The organism is Parerythrobacter aestuarii, from assembly GCF_030140925.1.
GTDB classification, from domain to species: domain Bacteria; phylum Pseudomonadota; class Alphaproteobacteria; order Sphingomonadales; family Sphingomonadaceae; genus Parerythrobacter; species Parerythrobacter aestuarii.
The window spans coordinates 1,499,639-1,517,559 of sequence record NZ_JARBWD010000001.1 but is presented as its reverse complement, the minus strand read 5'-3'; the positions used below and the strand labels follow the sequence as shown (position 1 = coordinate 1,517,559).

15 protein-coding genes are annotated in these 17,921 nt (G+C 55.6%); 10 read left to right on the top strand and 5 right to left on the bottom strand.

The annotated features are described in order from the left end of the window. Position 1: 1 nt before the first annotated feature. From QPW08_RS07450 to QPW08_RS07440, 3 genes are all read right to left on the bottom strand, one after another. On the bottom strand, positions 2–1,285 hold the full coding sequence (locus QPW08_RS07450) for an LLM class flavin-dependent oxidoreductase (RefSeq protein WP_284125097.1): 1,284 nt from the start codon (positions 1,283–1,285) through the stop codon (positions 2–4). Between the two features lie 114 nt (positions 1,286–1,399). Continuing rightward, positions 1,400–2,809 (bottom strand): condensation domain-containing protein, encoded by a 1,410-nt coding sequence (locus tag QPW08_RS07445; RefSeq protein ID WP_284125096.1) that lies wholly within the window; start codon positions 2,807–2,809, stop codon positions 1,400–1,402. 151 nt (positions 2,810–2,960) lie between these two features. Then, positions 2,961–4,703: a hypothetical protein gene (locus tag QPW08_RS07440; protein WP_284125095.1), complete on the bottom strand. Its 1,743-nt coding sequence runs from the start codon at positions 4,701–4,703 to the stop codon at positions 2,961–2,963. Positions 4,704–4,762: 59 nt separating this feature from the next. On the opposite strand from QPW08_RS07440, the gene QPW08_RS07435 reads away from it, so the two are divergent. Beyond that, complete coding sequence (locus QPW08_RS07435; protein WP_284125094.1) at positions 4,763–6,079, top strand: radical SAM protein; 1,317 nt, start codon at positions 4,763–4,765, stop codon at positions 6,077–6,079. Between the two features lie 59 nt (positions 6,080–6,138). Here the strand turns inward: QPW08_RS07435 and QPW08_RS07430 are convergent, their stop codons facing one another. Continuing rightward, the gene (locus QPW08_RS07430) at positions 6,139–7,119 is read right to left on the bottom strand and encodes a phosphotransferase enzyme family protein (RefSeq protein WP_284125093.1); all 981 of its coding nucleotides are present in this window, start codon (positions 7,117–7,119) and stop codon (positions 6,139–6,141) included. A gap of 153 nt (positions 7,120–7,272) precedes the next feature. Between QPW08_RS07430 and QPW08_RS07425 the strand changes: the two genes are divergently transcribed. From QPW08_RS07425 to QPW08_RS07395, 7 genes are all read left to right on the top strand, one after another. Further along, on the top strand, positions 7,273–7,980 hold the full coding sequence (locus QPW08_RS07425) for an SDR family NAD(P)-dependent oxidoreductase (protein WP_284125092.1): 708 nt from the start codon (positions 7,273–7,275) through the stop codon (positions 7,978–7,980). 23 nt (positions 7,981–8,003) lie between these two features. Beyond that, entirely contained in the window at positions 8,004–8,666 is a 663-nt protein-coding gene (locus QPW08_RS07420; RefSeq protein ID WP_284125091.1) for a class I SAM-dependent methyltransferase, read from the top strand. 10 nt (positions 8,667–8,676) lie between these two features. Further along, a complete protein-coding gene (locus QPW08_RS07415; RefSeq protein ID WP_284125090.1) occupies positions 8,677–9,429 on the top strand; it encodes a PIG-L deacetylase family protein in 753 nt (250 codons plus the stop codon). Positions 9,430–9,459: 30 nt separating this feature from the next. After that, entirely contained in the window at positions 9,460–10,785 is a 1,326-nt protein-coding gene (locus QPW08_RS07410) for an aminotransferase class III-fold pyridoxal phosphate-dependent enzyme (RefSeq protein ID WP_284125089.1), read from the top strand. A 123-nt stretch (positions 10,786–10,908) separates the two neighbouring features. After that, positions 10,909–11,163, top strand: a complete 255-nt coding sequence (locus tag QPW08_RS07405) for a hypothetical protein (RefSeq protein WP_284125088.1) — start codon at positions 10,909–10,911, stop codon at positions 11,161–11,163. A gap of 187 nt (positions 11,164–11,350) precedes the next feature. Next, positions 11,351–12,568 (top strand): aminotransferase class I/II-fold pyridoxal phosphate-dependent enzyme, encoded by a 1,218-nt coding sequence (locus QPW08_RS07400; protein WP_284125087.1) that lies wholly within the window; start codon positions 11,351–11,353, stop codon positions 12,566–12,568. Positions 12,569–12,774: 206 nt separating this feature from the next. Then, positions 12,775–13,896, top strand: a complete 1,122-nt coding sequence (locus QPW08_RS07395; RefSeq protein ID WP_284125086.1) for an aminotransferase class I/II-fold pyridoxal phosphate-dependent enzyme — start codon at positions 12,775–12,777, stop codon at positions 13,894–13,896. A gap of 35 nt (positions 13,897–13,931) precedes the next feature. Here the strand turns inward: QPW08_RS07395 and QPW08_RS07390 are convergent, their stop codons facing one another. Continuing rightward, positions 13,932–15,494: a GMC oxidoreductase gene (locus tag QPW08_RS07390; RefSeq protein ID WP_284125085.1), complete on the bottom strand. Its 1,563-nt coding sequence runs from the start codon at positions 15,492–15,494 to the stop codon at positions 13,932–13,934. A gap of 268 nt (positions 15,495–15,762) precedes the next feature. Between QPW08_RS07390 and QPW08_RS07385 the strand changes: the two genes are divergently transcribed. Both QPW08_RS07385 and QPW08_RS07380 read left to right on the top strand, forming a co-directional pair. Beyond that, on the top strand, positions 15,763–16,578 hold the full coding sequence (locus QPW08_RS07385; RefSeq protein ID WP_284125084.1) for a class I SAM-dependent methyltransferase: 816 nt from the start codon (positions 15,763–15,765) through the stop codon (positions 16,576–16,578). Positions 16,579–16,651: 73 nt separating this feature from the next. Then, on the top strand, positions 16,652–17,860 hold the full coding sequence (locus QPW08_RS07380; protein ID WP_284125083.1) for a glycosyltransferase: 1,209 nt from the start codon (positions 16,652–16,654) through the stop codon (positions 17,858–17,860). The last annotated feature ends 61 nt before the right edge of the window (positions 17,861–17,921 follow it).

Below are 17,921 nucleotides of genomic sequence, written 5' to 3'. Positions count from 1 at the left end.
CTCAATCCTGGTCGCTGACCGGAGACTTGCCGACGATGTGATTCTTCCAGAAGGAAACACTGTCGAGTGAACGCTTCGGTGCCATCTCCTCGCGATGCCCTTCTTTCTTCGCAAGCAATGGATAGGCATCGACAGGCGCTATTTCACGGTCGGGAATTTCCGGAAGGTTCGCCAACGCACGCTCGATCGGGGCTTTCAGTCGCTCGGCTTTTCGAGCGGACGCCTCCTCATCGCGTCGAAGAAATTGCGGTAGGACTTCCTCTCCGAAGAGTTGCAGGGAATCCATAATGTCTTCGTGTTTGTATCCTCCTGCTTGCTGTAGCAGGATGACCTGATCGACCCCCGCTTCCTCAAGCGCGGCAAAGGCATCTGTTACCTCTGACGGACTGCCGACTCCAGCAATCCCAGCCATTGGCTCCCGCGGAGCGTTCTGGAAGTTCTCCCAGATGTTCGTGAGCCCGGGAACGTGCGACCCAAAGCGATAGTAATGCGCCAAACCGTACTTGAAGAATTGCTGCCCCTCCAAGCCCATCCGGCGTGCCTCATCACCATCTGGTCTGCACATCAGGCCTCCCAACATCGCGATGTTCGGATTTACCGACCGCGCTATTGGTCTCACCTCTCGCTCAAAAATCTCGTAGTATTCTTCGACCCACCAGCGCGCTTCGGATGCATCCATGAAGGCGAAAGTTAGGGCCCCCAGCCCCAAGCGCGCTGCCAACTTCATCGTATCGCGATTGGTGCATGCAACCCAGACGGGTGGGTGTGGCTTTTGCGCAGGCTTTGGAACGACGTTACGGGCCGGCATTGAGAAGTATTTGCCGACGTGCCCAGGATAAGGTGTGCAGCTCATCATCAGGCAGGTCTCGCGGAGAGCCTCTGCCCACATACTGCGTTTCTCTACGAAATCGACCCCGAAACCTTCCAGCTCGATCCGCGAGCTAGACTCCCCGGTACCCCACTCTACGCGTCCGCGGCTGACCAGGTCCAACGCCGATACACGTTCCGCTATACGAGCGGGGTGATTGTATTTCGGGGGCATTAGACAGATGCCATGTCCGAGCCGGATTCTTTCAGTTCGTTGGCTGACCGCCGAAAGAAAAACCTCAGGTGCTGTCGAATGCGAGTACTCTTCAAGAAAGTGGTGCTCTTGAGCCCAACAGTATTGTATCCCGATCCTGTCGGCCAGCTCCGCTTGGTCGAGCGCTTCGTGATACAGTTGGAGTTCACAGCCTTCCGACCATGGTCGTGGATTCTGAAGTTCGAAGAAAACGCCGAATTTCACACTTTCACTCCGAAATAGTTTTCAACCCTCAATTATAACCATTTGTTCTACAATACGACTTATTCTGCGCAATTGTTGTCATTAATTTGCATGAGCGCTTCAGACTCTCACTTCCTAGGCATCGGATCGCTCCGGCTTCACAATGCGCGCATTCAGGTCGTCGACTATCTGGCCCATGGCATGCCAAAATTCTTCAACATCTTGAGAGCGATAGAGACCTCCATTGAAATCAATGTAACCGGATACATCCCGATCCACGGCCATTGATCCATCAGGGGCCACAAGACTCAAACAAAGTTCGCCGAAATTCGCACCAGTATTATGACCGACCTCCAGCGCTTCTAGCCGGGCCTCAGCGTCTTGAAATTCCGGTAAAACTTCATCGGCGACCTGAAGGAGAAACATGAACTGGTAGCTCGAACTACTACCAACGGCCTCCTGTATCTTGCTGCCCGGTATGGATTGATTTGCCATTGATAACTTTATTCGCGCCGAAACATCCTGCACAAATTCTTCAGCTGCAGCCGTCTTGTCGATCACAAACGGCACGACAAGATTGTTCGCAAACAGTCCTATCGTCTTGTAGAACGAAATATCCGGCCGCCCGACCACCGGCATACCAACAAGGACAACCTTCTCTGCTTCGAATTTGGCGAGCGTGAGCAAGAACGCCGACATTGCGGCCGCGTAGAAAGACGTCTTACAATGACGCGCCAGTTGACGGATCTTGGTTACCTTGTCTCGAGACAAGAGAACTTCCAAACGGCCCTGCCTGAACGCACCAGGATTATTGACACGGAGTGAAAGACGCGATGGCCTTTCGTATCCATCGTAGAGCTTCTGCCAAACCGGTATTTCACGGGCAGCTCGATCAGAAAATTCCGGGCTTCGCTGCCATTCAGCGAACTCTCCATAGGACCGCGCCAACTTGCGTAGCCCATGCGCCCTCCCCGCAAGCCGGTCAGCGTAAGCCTGCTTCAGGCCAGTGGCCACAAGACCTAGCGACCAGTAGTCAAAAACAATGTGATGGACAGCAAAGCAAATCCAGAACGAACCTCGACCACGCGAAAATATGGCAGCTCGACATAACCAACCACCACTCAGAAGACTGTAGTCCGCAAGTGCGAAGTGCGTGAGCGCATCCATCACAGCCTGGTCATCAGCTTCCGGATCATAAATTACATGTACTTGGAAATCCTTCATCTCGTGGCGCTGAGAATCGTAACCGCCGCCACCACGTTGGGCCACCTTCAACCTCAGGGCGTCTTGCAACGAGACTACGTCTTTGATGGCGAGGACCATTTGGTCGATGATCGCCCCATCGACAGAGAGTATTATGAATTGCTTCGAGCATTCACGCGCTAACGGATCGCATTCTTCAGCAGCGATACATTCTTGTTGTTTGAAGGAAAAAAGTGATCGGCCAGCGCCTTGGCGCGACACTTCTTCTCGTGGCAAATTTCCCAACCGCTGCCTGATGTAGGCAGAAACAAAATCATCCTGGGCCTTATTCAAATTCGCCATGTCCAATCCTGTGACGGACGTTAATCGCGCTTTTTTCAGGCTATACTCTTTTCAAAGTCAGTCAAGCAGATGATATCGCTGCTTTTCGCCTAATTTTTGTTAGTTATCTTCTATATAGTCGGGACAATAGCGGTGCGTTTTCGAACCGCGATCACACTTGTGTTGGAGAACATTTGGGGACGACCCAGCGCCCTCCTGCTTCCGTCTCCTTGTCGAGATAGACCCTGGAGTAATGGACTGCGATGGCACCATCCCGGTAAAGCCAATAGCCTATCTGGAACGGTCCGGATGCCGCCGGCAACGGCAAGCGCACAGTCTTCGCAAATGGTCTGTTCTCCAATAGCTTTGCCGGGCGCATATCGTAGGCATACAGCGACATTACGGTGTCAGGAGCACGGAGCAATTTCGGTATAACGACGGTGCCGTTGCCAGTGACCGCAAGCACCTGTGATTTTGGCCAACTCGCCGGTCTGTCGGCGATGAGACCGCAGGCTTCGCATATAACCAGAGTGCGATCCTCAGCTTTGGAAATGCGCGCGTGGAAAGTCATTTCCAACGCCCCGCAAGCTGCGCATTTCCCGAAGCGGTGCAGATGCATGCCCGCCTGCGCTTCCCATAGATCCGTCAACGCATCGCGCCCCAGTAACGGAACAAGTCGGATTAGCGAGGCTTGGGACCGCTCGATCGCAACAGGGGATACAGACTTGCCATTGCCGTGCAGCCCGGAGCGCTGAAGAGTATTCGCCAGTGCCTTCAGTTTCGCCCTTGTGGCAGTGTCCAGCCGCTTCAACTCGCTAGATTCGCAAGCCCGCGCAGCAATGTTAGCAAGCCAAGAGCTTCTAGAGTTCACCGGCACTTTCTTGCCCCTACCCGATCGCACAGGTAGCGCAGGGTCCCGGAGCCTGACGGTCATCTCAGCGTTGTGGGTGCTGACAACACCTGAGGGGCTCGCGACGCGCACAGCCGGGTTGCCGATTATCAGGTAATCACGCCCGATCCGTTGCGGCTCCTTCGAAACATTGTAACGCGCAACCGCTTCGCCGATCGTAGCACCTTTCCTAAGGTCTTCCATCAATTGGCGATCCGCTTCCGCATAACCAAAGGAAATGCCTGATCGCGTAATGACAACCGGGGGATTGGGGCCAGCGAGGAGCGACATGGCAAGGCTGAGGCTACCGTCGAACGACGCGGTCGAAAAATGCGATCCAGAGCACGTATCTAGAATCACCACACGCGCATTGACCTCGGACGGAGACACCAAATGTCCGCTATCCAACGCTTCTTCGACGTCGCAATCCATACGATAGCATCTTGCTTGCGCAAGGCAGGCTGGCAATGGACCTTCCAAGTTCGACAAGACTTCGGGACGCCTTCCGGCCAAAGCGCAAAGCGGGCCCGCCTGCCCAAGCGAAGCATCCAACCCATCGCCATGCGTTGCAATCCTGACCACATCGGCCCCTGCGCTGAACAAGGCGCGCAAGACTGGTCCACTTGTGGCGTTCCCGGCGATGAGTTGGCCTGGTCCCGCAGGTCGAATATCGCCCGGCTCCGATATGCGGAATTCAAGGCTCGTCATGGCCGGTTTCACAGGCTGTGAAGCCGCTTCAATCCATCGGTCGACTTGCCGTTCCGCATCGGCTTCGTCGATCGCCAGGATCAGGCCCGGGGCCGATATTCTATCATTGCCGCCCCGCAGAATCCTGGCAACACGGGGGCTCCAGTCTTTAGCGAGAACCAACATCGCCCAGACGTTGGAATACGAACTATCCTTTGCCTCATTCGCCAGAGGCATATCGACCAAATCAGCAAACCGCTCTGCAATGCCCGTAAGCTCGGGCGACATCGCTGCTATGCAGCGCTCTGGTGATCTGTTAGCTTCGTTCGCGTGCAGCATAGTTCGCTCTTAGCTCGTATTTCTCGCAGGCAAGACGATAGGTTTTTTCAGAAAGAACTATGACCTATTTGCTTGTCAACGCTCCAAGTACTCTCGGCACTCGTTTGGTTCGGTCGTATTCGGGCGGATACGGTGATGTCCTCGATCCCGATCAGGCTGGGACAATTTTCTTCCCGCCGCTGGAATTGCTCCGACTAGGGACCATTCTCCGTGCGGCAGGCAAGGACACGCTGATACTCGATTGGCAGGCTCAAGAAACTCAGCTCCCGGCGGCAAGGCCAGATGGATTGGTGGTGACCCTGTCGCTGCCCACTCTGGTCGAAGACTCCTCGTTTGCTCGAAACCTGCGGCATCGGACACAGGCCGAGCGCTTGATTATCGTTACCTCCCTTACCGATCCGGACATTACCCGGACCATACTTGAAAAGTCAGGCGCCGATCTGCTGGTGTCGCCCCGGAACCTGGCGGACGCTGCGGAATTTCTGCTTGGCAGCGCGCAGCCTTCCCATCTAGCGCTACCAATTGATCGCAGCCTTTTGGACCATTCACCGTACCGGTTCGAACCACTACGGCGATTGGATTCCAAGGCAGAAACCATCACCACCATGAACGCCGGATACGGGTGCCCTTATCCCTGTGGTTATTACTGCCCCTATCCAGCAGCTGAAGGCAGCAAGTTCTCGGCAGTTTCACTGGATCGATTGCTAGCGGAATTTGCCCAAGTCGAATCATTGGGTATCGGTGGCGTTGTCTTTCGCGATCCGGTTTTTTCAATGGATATGAACCGAACCCGCGACTTTTGCTCTGAATTGCTGTTGGCTGGTTTATCGATCCCCTGGTGGTGCGAAACCAGGCTGGATCGCCTGACGCCCGAGCTTTTGCATCATATGCGTAAAGCCAATTGCCGCGGCATCGAAATTGGGATCGAAAGCGGAGAGGCCAGCAGCCAACAAAGGAACACCAGGAAGAATCTCGATCTCGACCGGGTCGTAGCGATCCGTGACCAGGCTAGAGAGCTCGGCATCCACATTGAGTTCCTTTTCGTAATCGGGTTGGTCGGCGATGGCCGCGAGAATATTGTCGGCACACTTGAGTTTATTGACCGTCTCGACCTTCGCCCGGAAGAGTTTAACCTTTCAACGATCACGGCCTATCCCGGGACAGCATTCTACAAGGAGGCCAACGAGAAAGGCTGGCTCGCCTTCAAGCACGACCAACTCACGGGTTATGATGTGAATGTCCGAACCGATCGGCTGGATTTCGAAGAGCTTCAGTTCGCAACAGCTCTGGGAGCCCGATTGCGCTCCGCACTCTCGAACAACAGACCGGTCAACAAGATCATGGATGAGGCACGGGATTGGATGCGATCGGCCTGACGAGCGGTAAAGCGAATGAACTGCTGCCGCTCCCCATGCAAAAGGGAACAAGAAAGAGATCAACCGGACACGATCGGTGAGATCGCCGCCAGGATCCGTGAAAGAAGCGCCTCGAGCCCCTCTGCATCGTCCACAAGTCGTGGTTCCGAAAGTCCGTAGATCTCCCAGTCGAGATCGGTCATGGCAATCAGAACGTAGCAGAGCGACAATCCCACGGCAGGCGACCAAGCCTCCAACTCTGCTGGCTTGGGGTTTCTCAAGGCGCACCCGCGAGCAATCATTTCCGCGACGAAGTTCATCTCGATTTCTTCGCAATGTTCATTCGGTCCGACACTCGGCAAGACAGCGTATTCCGCGACTGCACGGGCTTGGTCAAATAGAGGATAGCCGAGCCGCGCATCATCGAAATCGATGAGATGAGCCTCCTGATCTTCAAAGATCGTATTGCCCGGGCCCGGATCTCCATGGATCAAGCGACAAGACAATCGTTGCCAGGCTATCCGATGTGAGAGCATCGCTACGGAGTCCTGAAGTCTTTCTGCTATCCTTCCCAAATGATCGGAGTGGCGCTGGGCAATGTCCACAATGTGCTTGGAGAGCCGACTCCAATCTCCTTTCGTATCAGGCCAAGGATGGAGTGGTCGCCTCCGGCCAAATGCACTGTCGAACCTGGCAGTGGGTGAAGAAACGAGGATATCAAGCCGATCAAGTTCGAGCAGTGTCGCACGACAATCATCGCACGATGCAGGCCGCCCTTGACGACCTTCTAGCCAAGACTGCAACGACGCCTTGCCAAACGGCATGTCACCCAAGACATCGCCATTCCGCGTCGCTACGAACTTTGCCACTCGTAAGCCTTGCTCAGACAGCGCCTGCTGGAATCTGATCGTCCCTTCCAGGTCAATCTGCGATCGATAATTTGGCAGCGGTTTGAGGAAGAACGATCCGGTTTGTGTATCGAGCCGATACGCGGAATGCTCGAGTGAGCGCGCCTTGACGGGAACGATCTTTTGCGCTTCCAAATCATAGATTTGCAGCAAGCAATCCCGCAAGCTAGACCTCATCCCCTAACATTGACACTTTTCTCGGCCCTGCGCTAGTACGGCCCAAGTCGCACGGTCGGCCCACTGTGTGAATTGCGGCACGAGTGGTTGAGCGCCGTTGGGCTAAAGGAACGGATTGCCTTTCGCACAATGGGTGAAGTGATCAACGATTTCACGGTAATAACAGGTGCCACTCGGGGGCTCGGTCACGAGCTTGCAACGCAAATGGCTGCTGAGGGTTTGCCGCTTTGCCTGATCGGCAGAAGTACCGCCAGACTCGCGCCTATCTTAGACACCGCATCGGGCCAGATCATTGTTGCAGAGGCCGATTTGGCCAGGCCACAAGACATCCTTGAGATATTCCCAAGAGCTTTGCCGAAGGGGGCCAGGATCGGATGCCTCATAAACAATGCCGGGTGCTTCAGCGAAACTGAAGAAACCACATTCCTCCAATTGCACCATGATCTTCAGGTGGAAATCAGCATGGTGAACGGCTTTGCAGTGGCGGCGCTAACCCACGCGGCACACCCATTTCTGACGACTGGATCATTGATAGTAAATGTCCTTTCGGACATGGCCTTCCCTCGCCATTGGGAAGGCACCTACCCGCACTATTGTGCTGCGAAAGCCTACGCATTGGCATTCACCGTAAATGCAGCGCCAGCCCTCCATCGCGAAGGCATCAGGATGATAGGCGTCGATCCAGGTTGGATGAGAACAGATATGGGCGGCCCCGACGCACCGGACGATCCCGCCGAAGTGGCAAGCGCAATCAGGCGCATGATCAGCAAACGGATGGAACTGACACCGGGATCGATCTATCACGCGCTCTCCGGCGTCAAAACCGCTCCGATCTAACTCATTCAAGCGAGAGATTTTTCATGCCGGCAGACTTCGAGACCGTCGTTGGAAAAAAATCCTCTTCTCTTGACGAGGATTGGCTCCGCCAACGGGCAGAGGACTACAGTGGCGTAGCGCTCGATATTGGCACCGGAGACGGCCGTTTCGTCATCGCAGCCGCCCGTGAAGAGCCTGATTGGCTCTGGATCGGTCTCGATCCGGTGAAGGAAAATATGGCGAAGTCGGCTCGTACCGCCCAAAGCAGCATCAAGCGCGGCGGCGTACCCAACGCCATCTTCATCCGTGGTACTGCCGAAATGCTGCCGGGGCCATTCGCCGGCCTGGCCGACCGCATCACCATCAATTATCCTTGGGGATCGCTGCTGAAGATTGTTTCCATCCCTCAAAAGACGCTTCTCGAACGGATAAAGGGCTGCGGAAAGCAGGGAGCCAGGGTAGATATCTACTTGAATTACAGCACTTTCACGGACCCGGAATATCTCGACCGGCTTGGATTTTCCGAAAGCACCGATCCGGCCACCGATCCGTCATTGCTCGAAACCTATGTCGAGGCAGGCTTTGCCCGACCTGAACGGACGCTCTTCAGTGGTGATCCGCCGTTCAAGAGCCAGTGGGGCCGCCAACTGGTACGCGGTGCCGATCGCCAGTCGCTGCATCTATCGACCCGGATTCTGGCGAACTAAGCGCTTCGATATGACAAACGAACAGGTCCTGCAGTCCGTCCTGGGTTTAACTGCCGGCCCATTGGGATTGCGGGTATTGGCTGTTTCGCCGCATCCGGACGATGTCGCCCTGTCCGCAGGCGGTCTGTTATGGAACCTGCATCGTTCCAGCACTATCGGGCTGTTGACGGTCTTTGGTCGAAGCCGTTGGATCTCGCACAATGCCGTGAACCAGGTCAAAGACGTCGAGGCGGTTACCGCCCTCCGCAGGCGAGAAGACATGAAATATGCCCGCCAGCTGGCAGCCGACTGTGACGTCTTGCCGTTCGAGGATACAAGCCTGAGGAATTACGACGATGTCGGCGAGCGGGAGCAATCGCACGATCCAGCTTCATGGCGCGAGCAGATCAAGGCTTCGCTCCACGGACGGGTCATGCAGTTTCGACCCGACCTGGTGATCGGGCCAGCCGGGATCGGAAACCATATCGATCATGTGATTGTCTCGGATGCCATAAACGAATTGAGGCAAGTCCCGGGTCTGGCAGTCCTTTTCTATCAGGACCTGCCTTACGCTGCAGAACACGATTGGCAGTCTGCGACACCGGACCGGTTTGCTATCGCCGGCACTCTCGATATCGACATCGAAGCCGCGCTGGACGAGAAGATCCGCAATCTTGGGGTGTACGAGAGCCAGATCGACAACAACCTTCGCTCGTGTGTCAAGAATCATGCGAGAAAGCTAGGGAATGGCCTTGCCGTGGAGCGATACTGGGTCAGGAAGTAGCGCGATGGAATTCATCAGGGGAAAAAGAAATTGAGCGACGCTAGCCAATACTCCAAATCCTCCCAATCAGAAGAAATCTTGGCGCGGGCGACCGCCACGACTGCTTCCATGCGCGCTGATCTCGAAGCCACACTGCCGGTCATAATAGATTACGGAGATGGGGCTTACGTCTATGATGTCGATGAGCGAGAATACATCGACATGACCGCAAGTTCAGGTGCCATACTGTTGGGATATGGACATCCACAGGTTACCGACGCGGTCTGCCATGAACTGCGCCGAGGTGGAGGTTTGCTTCCATCAACGCTGTCTCCTCTTCAACTCGAGTTGGCAGAACGTCTGGGTGCTGTGTTCCCATGTGCGGAGCGTACCCTGTTCTTCAGAACGGGTTCCTGCGCCACGACGGCAGCAATCCGCCTTGCGAGACTGCATACGGGCCGTTCAATCGTGCTTACGAGCGGCTATCATGGGTGGCATGATTGGCATCTTACGCCATTTCCACGCTTTCGGCAGAAATGCCCAGACGTCATAGATTTTCGGTATAATCTGAACTTGCTCGAGCAGACGATCGCCGAACATCCCGGCGACATCGCATGCATCATAATCACACCCGAGCCGAACTTCTTCGATGACGACTACATCCTCGAGGTGCGCGCGATAGCCGACGCCCACGGTATCGTCCTGATCTTCGACGAGGTTGTTTCGGGATTTCGTTATGGATTGGGAGGGTATCAGTCAGCCTGCAATGTCATTCCCGACATGGCGACGATCGCCAAGGGTTTGGCCAACGGGCACGCGCTTTCCGCCGTCATTGGTCGGAAGGAAATCTTGGCGCGCCGCGAAGAAACACACCTCGTCGGGACGTTCCACCATGATCGCTCGCCGTTTGCTGCTGCGTTGGCCACATTGGATGTTCTGGGAGCACCGGGTCGGTACGATCAACTTTTTGCTCACGGACACATGCTTGTCGATGGCCTCAACGCCGTATTTGAACAGCAGGGAGTCGTCGCCGAAGCCTTTCGTCATCCTGGGCTGTTCCATATCCTGTTCGATGATGAAGACCTATGGCAAGACATCGTTGCCGAATGCCGGAAGGGAGGCGTCCTACTACACCCGTTTGACGCGCAAATGATCACTGTAGCTCATACCCAAGCAAACATTCAGAAGGTCTTGGATACCATGGCTTCTGCGATAACGACCGTACGCACACGCCGGCCGGAAAGGGCAATTGCCAGCAGCGGGAAGCCAAGTGATGTCGCTCTCAATTACAGGACGCTGCATGAATTTGGGGGCTTAGTGGATTATCGCCTGCCAATCGATCAAATTCCGCACGTTTGGCATCAGGATGACCGATAGACGTTCCCTCCCCCAAGAGAACGGATTTAGTCTGTCGCAAGGATCGTTAGTTTTGTATTTTCTTGAAAATTCGACGGTGCGTGATAGCTTTCAATAGACGTGTTACCTCAAGGGAGAGTGGTTATGAAGAAATCCAAAATGCGCGAGAACAGTAAGTTCGCAGTGGAGCTTGCTGAGTTTATTCGTGACAATCCGGAAAAGCTCGATGCGGAATGGGCGGCCTTGCTCGCGAGGTCCGAAGACCCCTCGATCCGGGCGATCAATGTGGCCATGGAAGCCGCCGTTAGTGTGGTGTTGCAAGACAACAGCCTTGCCAAACAATTGCGTGAATCCTCAAGAGTCGGCTGGATGGCTGACATGGGCACTATGTCGTGGTGATCCCCGGGAGGGCGAATAGAGGTCAGCAAGACATCGCTTCCGAAAGCTAATCGTTCTTGCAGGCCTGGGTAATGATGAGATGAGCAACAGGGTTCCGGTCCGTGTCAGCACACTAGCCGCCCTCTTCGAAATTATGAACGCGTTCAATCCGCTGGAGAGAATGCGGCTAGCATATTGAGGGCCTTCGATGCTTGACATTGAGACTGTCCTGAAAGGCAAGCCGTGGCCCGTTTGGCCACGGACCGACATCAATGCCGTCTTGCATTCGTTCGAGGAGATTCTGCACAGCACGACTTGGACCATCCGTTCGCCTGGCGCCGATCTTTCGCGCACGGAGATTGCTGAAAAGGCATTCGCCTCGTTTGCCGGGAGCCCGTACGCATTGATGGTCTCGTCGGGTACAACCGCCGTCGAACTTGCTGTTCGTGCATTGAAGCCTCCACCCGGAGCAAAGGTGATCGTTCCAGCTCTTGGGTGGTTCGCCACCGCTGCTGCGGTGAAGCGTGCGGGCGCTACGCCGGTATTCGCCGATGTCGATCCGTTGACGAGCTGCATCGACCCGGTTGCAGTGGAATCATTGATCGGGCCTGATGTGATAGCTGTAGTTGCAGTGCATCTCCATTGCGCGCTCGCGAACCTTTCGGCGCTTGTCCCCTTGTGCGAGCGTCATGGTCTGACCTTGATCGAAGATTGCGCTCAGGCGCATGGCGCAGCCTTTGACGGTCGCCCGGTCGGCACCTTTGGAGCCATGGCCTGCTTCAGTCTCAATCAGGAGAAAATGATTGCCGTTGGAGAAGGCGGTTGCGTTATTACGGCAGATGAAACCTACTACCGCCGGTTGCACGCACTGCGAACGGACGGTTACTTGAGAGAAGGAGGAACTGGCCGTTCCTACGCTCCACAGCAAGATGTGATGGGGGGCAACGCCTGCATGAGCGAATTCGCAGCAGCTTTGGTACCTGTACAGCTGGAGCGGTTCGAAGAAGAGAGCAGGCGACGCAGAAAGAATGCACTTCGCCTGTCAGAGGAATTATCCAAACTGGACGGCGTCGATCCCCTCCAGACTTCCGAAGGGACAACCACCCGCGCTTTCCACGAGTTCGCCTTCTCGCTCTCGCCAAGCGTTTTCGGTCCATCGCCGGCTGCGCGCATGGGCCCACTGCTTGAGAAAATTCTCAAATTTCCGATCCATGAGACTGACGAGCCTACGCAAGATTGTCCGATGATGGCATTGTCGACGATTGAACGCGCCGCACCCAACGCCTCGAAGATCTTCGATCAGCTCTTGGTTTTCCATCACAGCATCTTGCTGGATGACCGGGTTGTAGACTGTACCCTGGCAGCCCTGGATCGTTTGCCCAGAGAAAACCGTGTTGATAGTGCGAGCTCTGCAGCCCAGGGATGACGCACTTACCTCTGTCTTCACCAACCGATAGAGCCGCCTTTCTGGATCGCGCTCCATTCCAATATGCCGACGGTGAAGCGCATCGGCTCGATGCTCAGGGATGGCCGGATTGGCCGGTTGCAACGACTCAAGCCCGCAAATTCCTAATTGACGCTCACACGAGCGGCCGTTGGTCAATATCGGGCGCGTCGGTCAAGGCTACGCCGTTGGAACGTCGTTTCTCCGAAGCCTTTGCTGACTATGTGGGCGTTTCGCATTGCATCCCAATGGCAAGCGGCTCCAGCGCACTCGTCGCAGCCTTGGCTGCGCTGGATATAGGGGTGGGAGATGAGGTGATCGTGCCCGGCCTTACGTGGGTCGCACCAGCCGTAGCAGTGACAGCGGTCAATGCAGTTCCGGTACCAGTCGATGTCGACAAAGGGAGCCTTTGCATCGCATCGGAGGCCATCGAAGCGGCGATCACGCCTCGAACGAAGGCGATCATTATCGTCCATCTGTATGCATCGACCTGTGACATTGAACAGATCAAAGCGGTTGCAGAGCGATACGGAATCTATTTGATCGAGGATTGCGCGCAAAGTCACGGAACGATTTACGCCGGGCAAAAGGTCGGTGGCCATGGGCATATTGGGATATTCAGTATGCATCAGGGCAAGCCACTGACTTCGGGCGAAGGTGGTGCCGCATGTACCAACGATCCTGAGCTTTCCGCCCGCCTGGAGCAACTCCGAGCCAATGGTCGACGCCATCGCGACCCACCAGCCCGGCCAGGCGAGTTTGATTTGGTCGAGATCGGCGATGTGCTTGGGACCAACATGGCGCTATCCGAATTTCAGGCGGCGCTATTGCTTGATGGCCTTGCCCGGCTAGACGAACAGATCGCTCATCGCGAGGCCGCGCTGGCGTACCTTGAGATGTCACTTGGCGACATTGATGGCGTTGGCACGGTGTCACGGCCCGAGCAGGTCGACCGCCAATCGGTCTATCACTTTCCGGTGAGGTTTGATCCGGAGAGTTTCGGTAACGCATTTCCCGATCAGCTGGCTGAGTACCTTACTGCTGAACTCGGATTGCCATGGGCATGCACTTACCCGCCCATGAATAGAAACCGGCTTTGGCGCGCCTCGGAAGAAAGGCGTCATGCTGTAAATGACCAGCACCGGTCGGCAATCTTCGAATTCACAGATCCACTAAGCAATTGCGCCGAAATTCATCGTACCACCGTCATCGTCCATCATCGCGCGCTGCTTGCGGAAGGCAAGAAAATGGAAGCTATTCCCGCTGCCTTTCGGTCCGCACGAGAGCACTTTCATTCCGGTCGGGGATGACAGAGCACCGAAGCCCGAACCTCATCAGGCGAAGCCTAAGGGCACACAAATTGTTGAGGTGCAAACCCAAGTGATTTGCGCACCCCATCGGCTACATGCGAAGCGATCGCCTGAATCGACAGGGTAGGGTTAACCGCTCCCGGGAAAGGCATGTAGGAGCCGTCTGCGATAAAGACCCGCTCTTGCTCATGCAGCCTGCCTTCCGCATCGATCACGCTTTTTTCCGGGTCGATGCCGGCGCGGCATGTGCCATGGAAATGACTGCTGCCAAGCATGTAGCCGCCAGGTTCGCGCCAACTCCTTCGGTAACCCGCTGCACCCAGAAGCGTCTCGGCCTTCTCGCATAACCAGTCCAGGCGCGCCAAGTCCTGCGGATGCGGACGGTAATCGATCATAAGTTCGGGAATGCCATGCTTGTCGGTCGATGAACTGAGCCGGACCCGGTTGTTGTAGCTAGGTGTATCGCCGACCAGGCATTCTAGTCGTGCGATGTCGTCCTCCGGAGCTATCCCATATTTCCACCCGGGGCGCGTCTCGTAGATCAGTCCTCCAAGACCAGTAGGACATTCGCTGTCCACGTAGTAGTCCGTCACCGCGAAGGTAGAAAATGGTCCGTGGCCTTTTATCCATGGATCTCCGTCATCCAGACCATCAGCCGGCTCGCTGGGATAGCCCACCACGTACTCGTTCAGCTTCATGCAAAGCCCGCGCCCCACCAGTTGGCGACCGGCAGGTGTACCGTGGCGCAGGGTTGCCGATGACCGCAAAAGCAGCGCAGCAGTTTGCACTGCATTTGCACATAGAACGAACCTGCGAGCGCGAAACTGCGTATGGACGCCGCTGTGTGGATCTATCCCTTCGAGGAACACCCCTCCCCCCCCGTCGTCATCCCGGAGCCTAACAGCCTTCGTATTGGGGAAGATGCGTATTTCGTTTCGCCTCTCCAGCGGGGCCAAGAGATGGCGATAGGCATCAAATTTGGAGCCGCGAGTACAAACGTGCTCGATACACGGCGAACAATAATCGCATCCCTTCCGATCACCAAAGTCCTCTGAGACGATCATCATCGGAGTGGCAAAGGGAGACAGGCCGGCGTTGACTGCGGCAGCTCTTAGCCGGCGCCCTTGCGGGCTTTGCCTTAACGGCGGCAAGGCTGGAGTCGAGCCGCCAGGATGTGTCGGGTCTTCGCTGGGGTGGGCCCCCGATAAGCCCAATTGACTTTCGATGGCATCATAATGTGGACGCAAACATTCAAAGTCGATCGGCCAATCGATAGGGATGTCTGTGGAAGAAATATGACGAGCAGGGTCGAAGTCGACACGCCTCAATCGAAAGCTGGCCGCGCCGTAGAAGACAGAGCCACCCCCAATATTGCAAGTCGTCCAAGGGTAGCCCAGAGGCCCCCAGGCACCATTCTCCAAACGGACGTAGGCTGGCTCGGAAGACGTGATTACGTCATCCAGGCTCGCTTGCGAGACGGCCGCACCCTGTTCGACCATATGGATAGTCAGCCCCTCACCGGCCAACTTTGTCGCGACCATCGCACCGGCGGGCCCGGTCCCGATGATACAAACATCACTTTCGTAGATTGCAGTCATTCCAGTCGTTACCATGCCTTCTCACGGCCCGAGCGGAAAGGGAGGAGCGCTTGCGGATTTATCGCACTTCGCATCCCGATCCCCCAAACACGAACGCGCGTGCCTATTGTCCAATGGCGAATTGCACATCGAAGGCCGCAAACGATCAGACTAACTTGAACCGAACTTTTTTTCTATTGTAGTGGGGATGCTGCACCGATTACAAGGCAATTGCCAAATACAGGTTGGCACCGTGCAGAGAGCCTCGAATCGTGCGACTTGGAAAATAATGGCAAAATTGAGCCCGGATCAAATTGAAATTCTCGACGCTAATTTGGCTGTCGACGAATTGACTGTACTTGCAGATTTTCTCGCGCATTTCGATATCTCTGGCAAACGTGTGCTTGAGTTGGGAGGATGCATACCTGCCTCAATGACCAAGGATGCAGCAATCTGGTGGTCGGTCGATCCTGCTCACGCAGCCGCTGGTCATACAGGTCATCAGCAGCGGATCCCGGCTTGTGCCGAAGACCTGCCGGATGAGATCCATGACGTTGACCTTGTCTTCGCCTGCAACAGTTTCCAGCATATCGAATCCTTGGAATCGGCCTACAGGCAGCTAGCCGGAGTGATGCGTCCAGGTGCCGCGATCTTCGCACACTATGGTCCAATCTGGACTGCTCCCGACGGAATGCATTTCGAAAATGTCGAACTGGACGGCGGGTGTTACAGCTTCTGGGACGGTGCAAAAATGCCATCGTGGAGCCATCTTGTGCTTGAGCCGTATGAGTTCTTGAAGCTCGCAATCGAACTCAACGGGGAAAGCGACGGTCGACGTTTGGCAGAGTACGTCGAATCCTCAACGTGGATCAATAGACTGAGCCTCGCTCAGCATCTGGCCCTTCCGCAGCAATCCGGGTTCCGGGTTGAAAGCGCTCAGGGAGCCCGTCAGTTCGGCTACGCCTATGAACCACCCGCGATTCCCGCTTGGTGCGCTCGCCGTTTCTGCAAAGACCAACTAGACAAGTCTTTTTCTCGACATGCCGTTACAGCTGCAGAGGCATTGTACCGCGACTTGCGGCTTGTTTTGGTCAAACAAGGCTAAAGACACTGCCATGCATGTCCTCCGATTGACGCCTCATTTCTACTGGCCCCAACTCGCTGACAGCGGATGGCCAGTGAAGTTCGATGCCATTGGCGGAATGCAGACGCAAATCTACCGACAAACGCTTGCCTTGTCACATGCCGGTATTCGCCAGACCATTCTGACACTTAAGATTCCCGGTGCCCCGCGGGTGTGGGACGTGGACGAAAGGACCAGGGTCATCGGCGTTCGCATCCCCCTTCTCCCTATCCGGTCAAGGCTGCGCGGGATGGCCGACCTTAATTCCTCGTGGGCTGCTGGCGTACTTTCCCAAATTGGCCATATCGAAACGCCGGATGTCATCCACTGCCACTGGAGTGGTGTTTCTATTCCCCCTCTGCTTTCACGGTATCTCAAACGGAGCACCGGTATCCCATCAATTGCCACAGTGCATTGTTCGAGCCTGGTCACGTATCATGCGATGTCGCGGCTGGATCACTTGCAACACATGTTTGCCCGCAAGGTGGAAGCCAGCGCCCTCGTGAAAATGGACGCGGTTGTCACGCTGACCCAGCGAACCGAAAAGCGCCTTCAGGACCTGGTCGGCATCAACCCGGCAAAGACTTGGGTAGTACCGGACTCCATCGATACCCAAGCCTTCGGAATGCGAGCCGGTCCCATGGCCAAGACCCGGTTTCAAAACCGACATGCCATACCTTCGGATCGCCCTGTGGTAGGATACGTCGGCAGGATTGCGCGCGAAAAAGGATGGCGCGGCCTTCTCGAATTGGCGAAAAGCCCGGAGCTGGCAAATGCCGTATTCCTGATTTGCGGTGACGGAAATGAGCGAGATCTACTAGCGAACGAAATTGAACGGCAAGACCTGGCTTCGCGCTTCATCGTTACAGGCTACATCCCGAATGAAGATGTAGCGATCGCGTTGTCGTGTTGTGATGTATTCGTACTGCCTTCTCGACATGAGGAATTCGGCAGCGTCCTGCTGGAGGCGATGACAGCCGGAATACCATGCGTGGCATTCAGAGTAGGCGGCATTCCAGACGTCCTCGCTGACGGCGAAGCCGGCGTCCTTGTGACCGACGGAGACTTTGGATCGATGGCGCGATCGATTGCTGAACTCCTGGCCTCGCCCGATTCAAAGAGGCAATTGACCAACGCGGCAACCGAGCGCGTAAACAGGTACTTCTCCCAAACTTCGGCTACTCGGATGCTCACCCGAATATATCAGAGCTTGATAGGTCAGAGCCTGCCAAAGAAAATGGATGACCTGCCCATAGTGACGTAATGAAACGCACTCAAAATCAAATCGAGTCAGGGCAATTCAGAATTTCCACAATTCTTGGGTA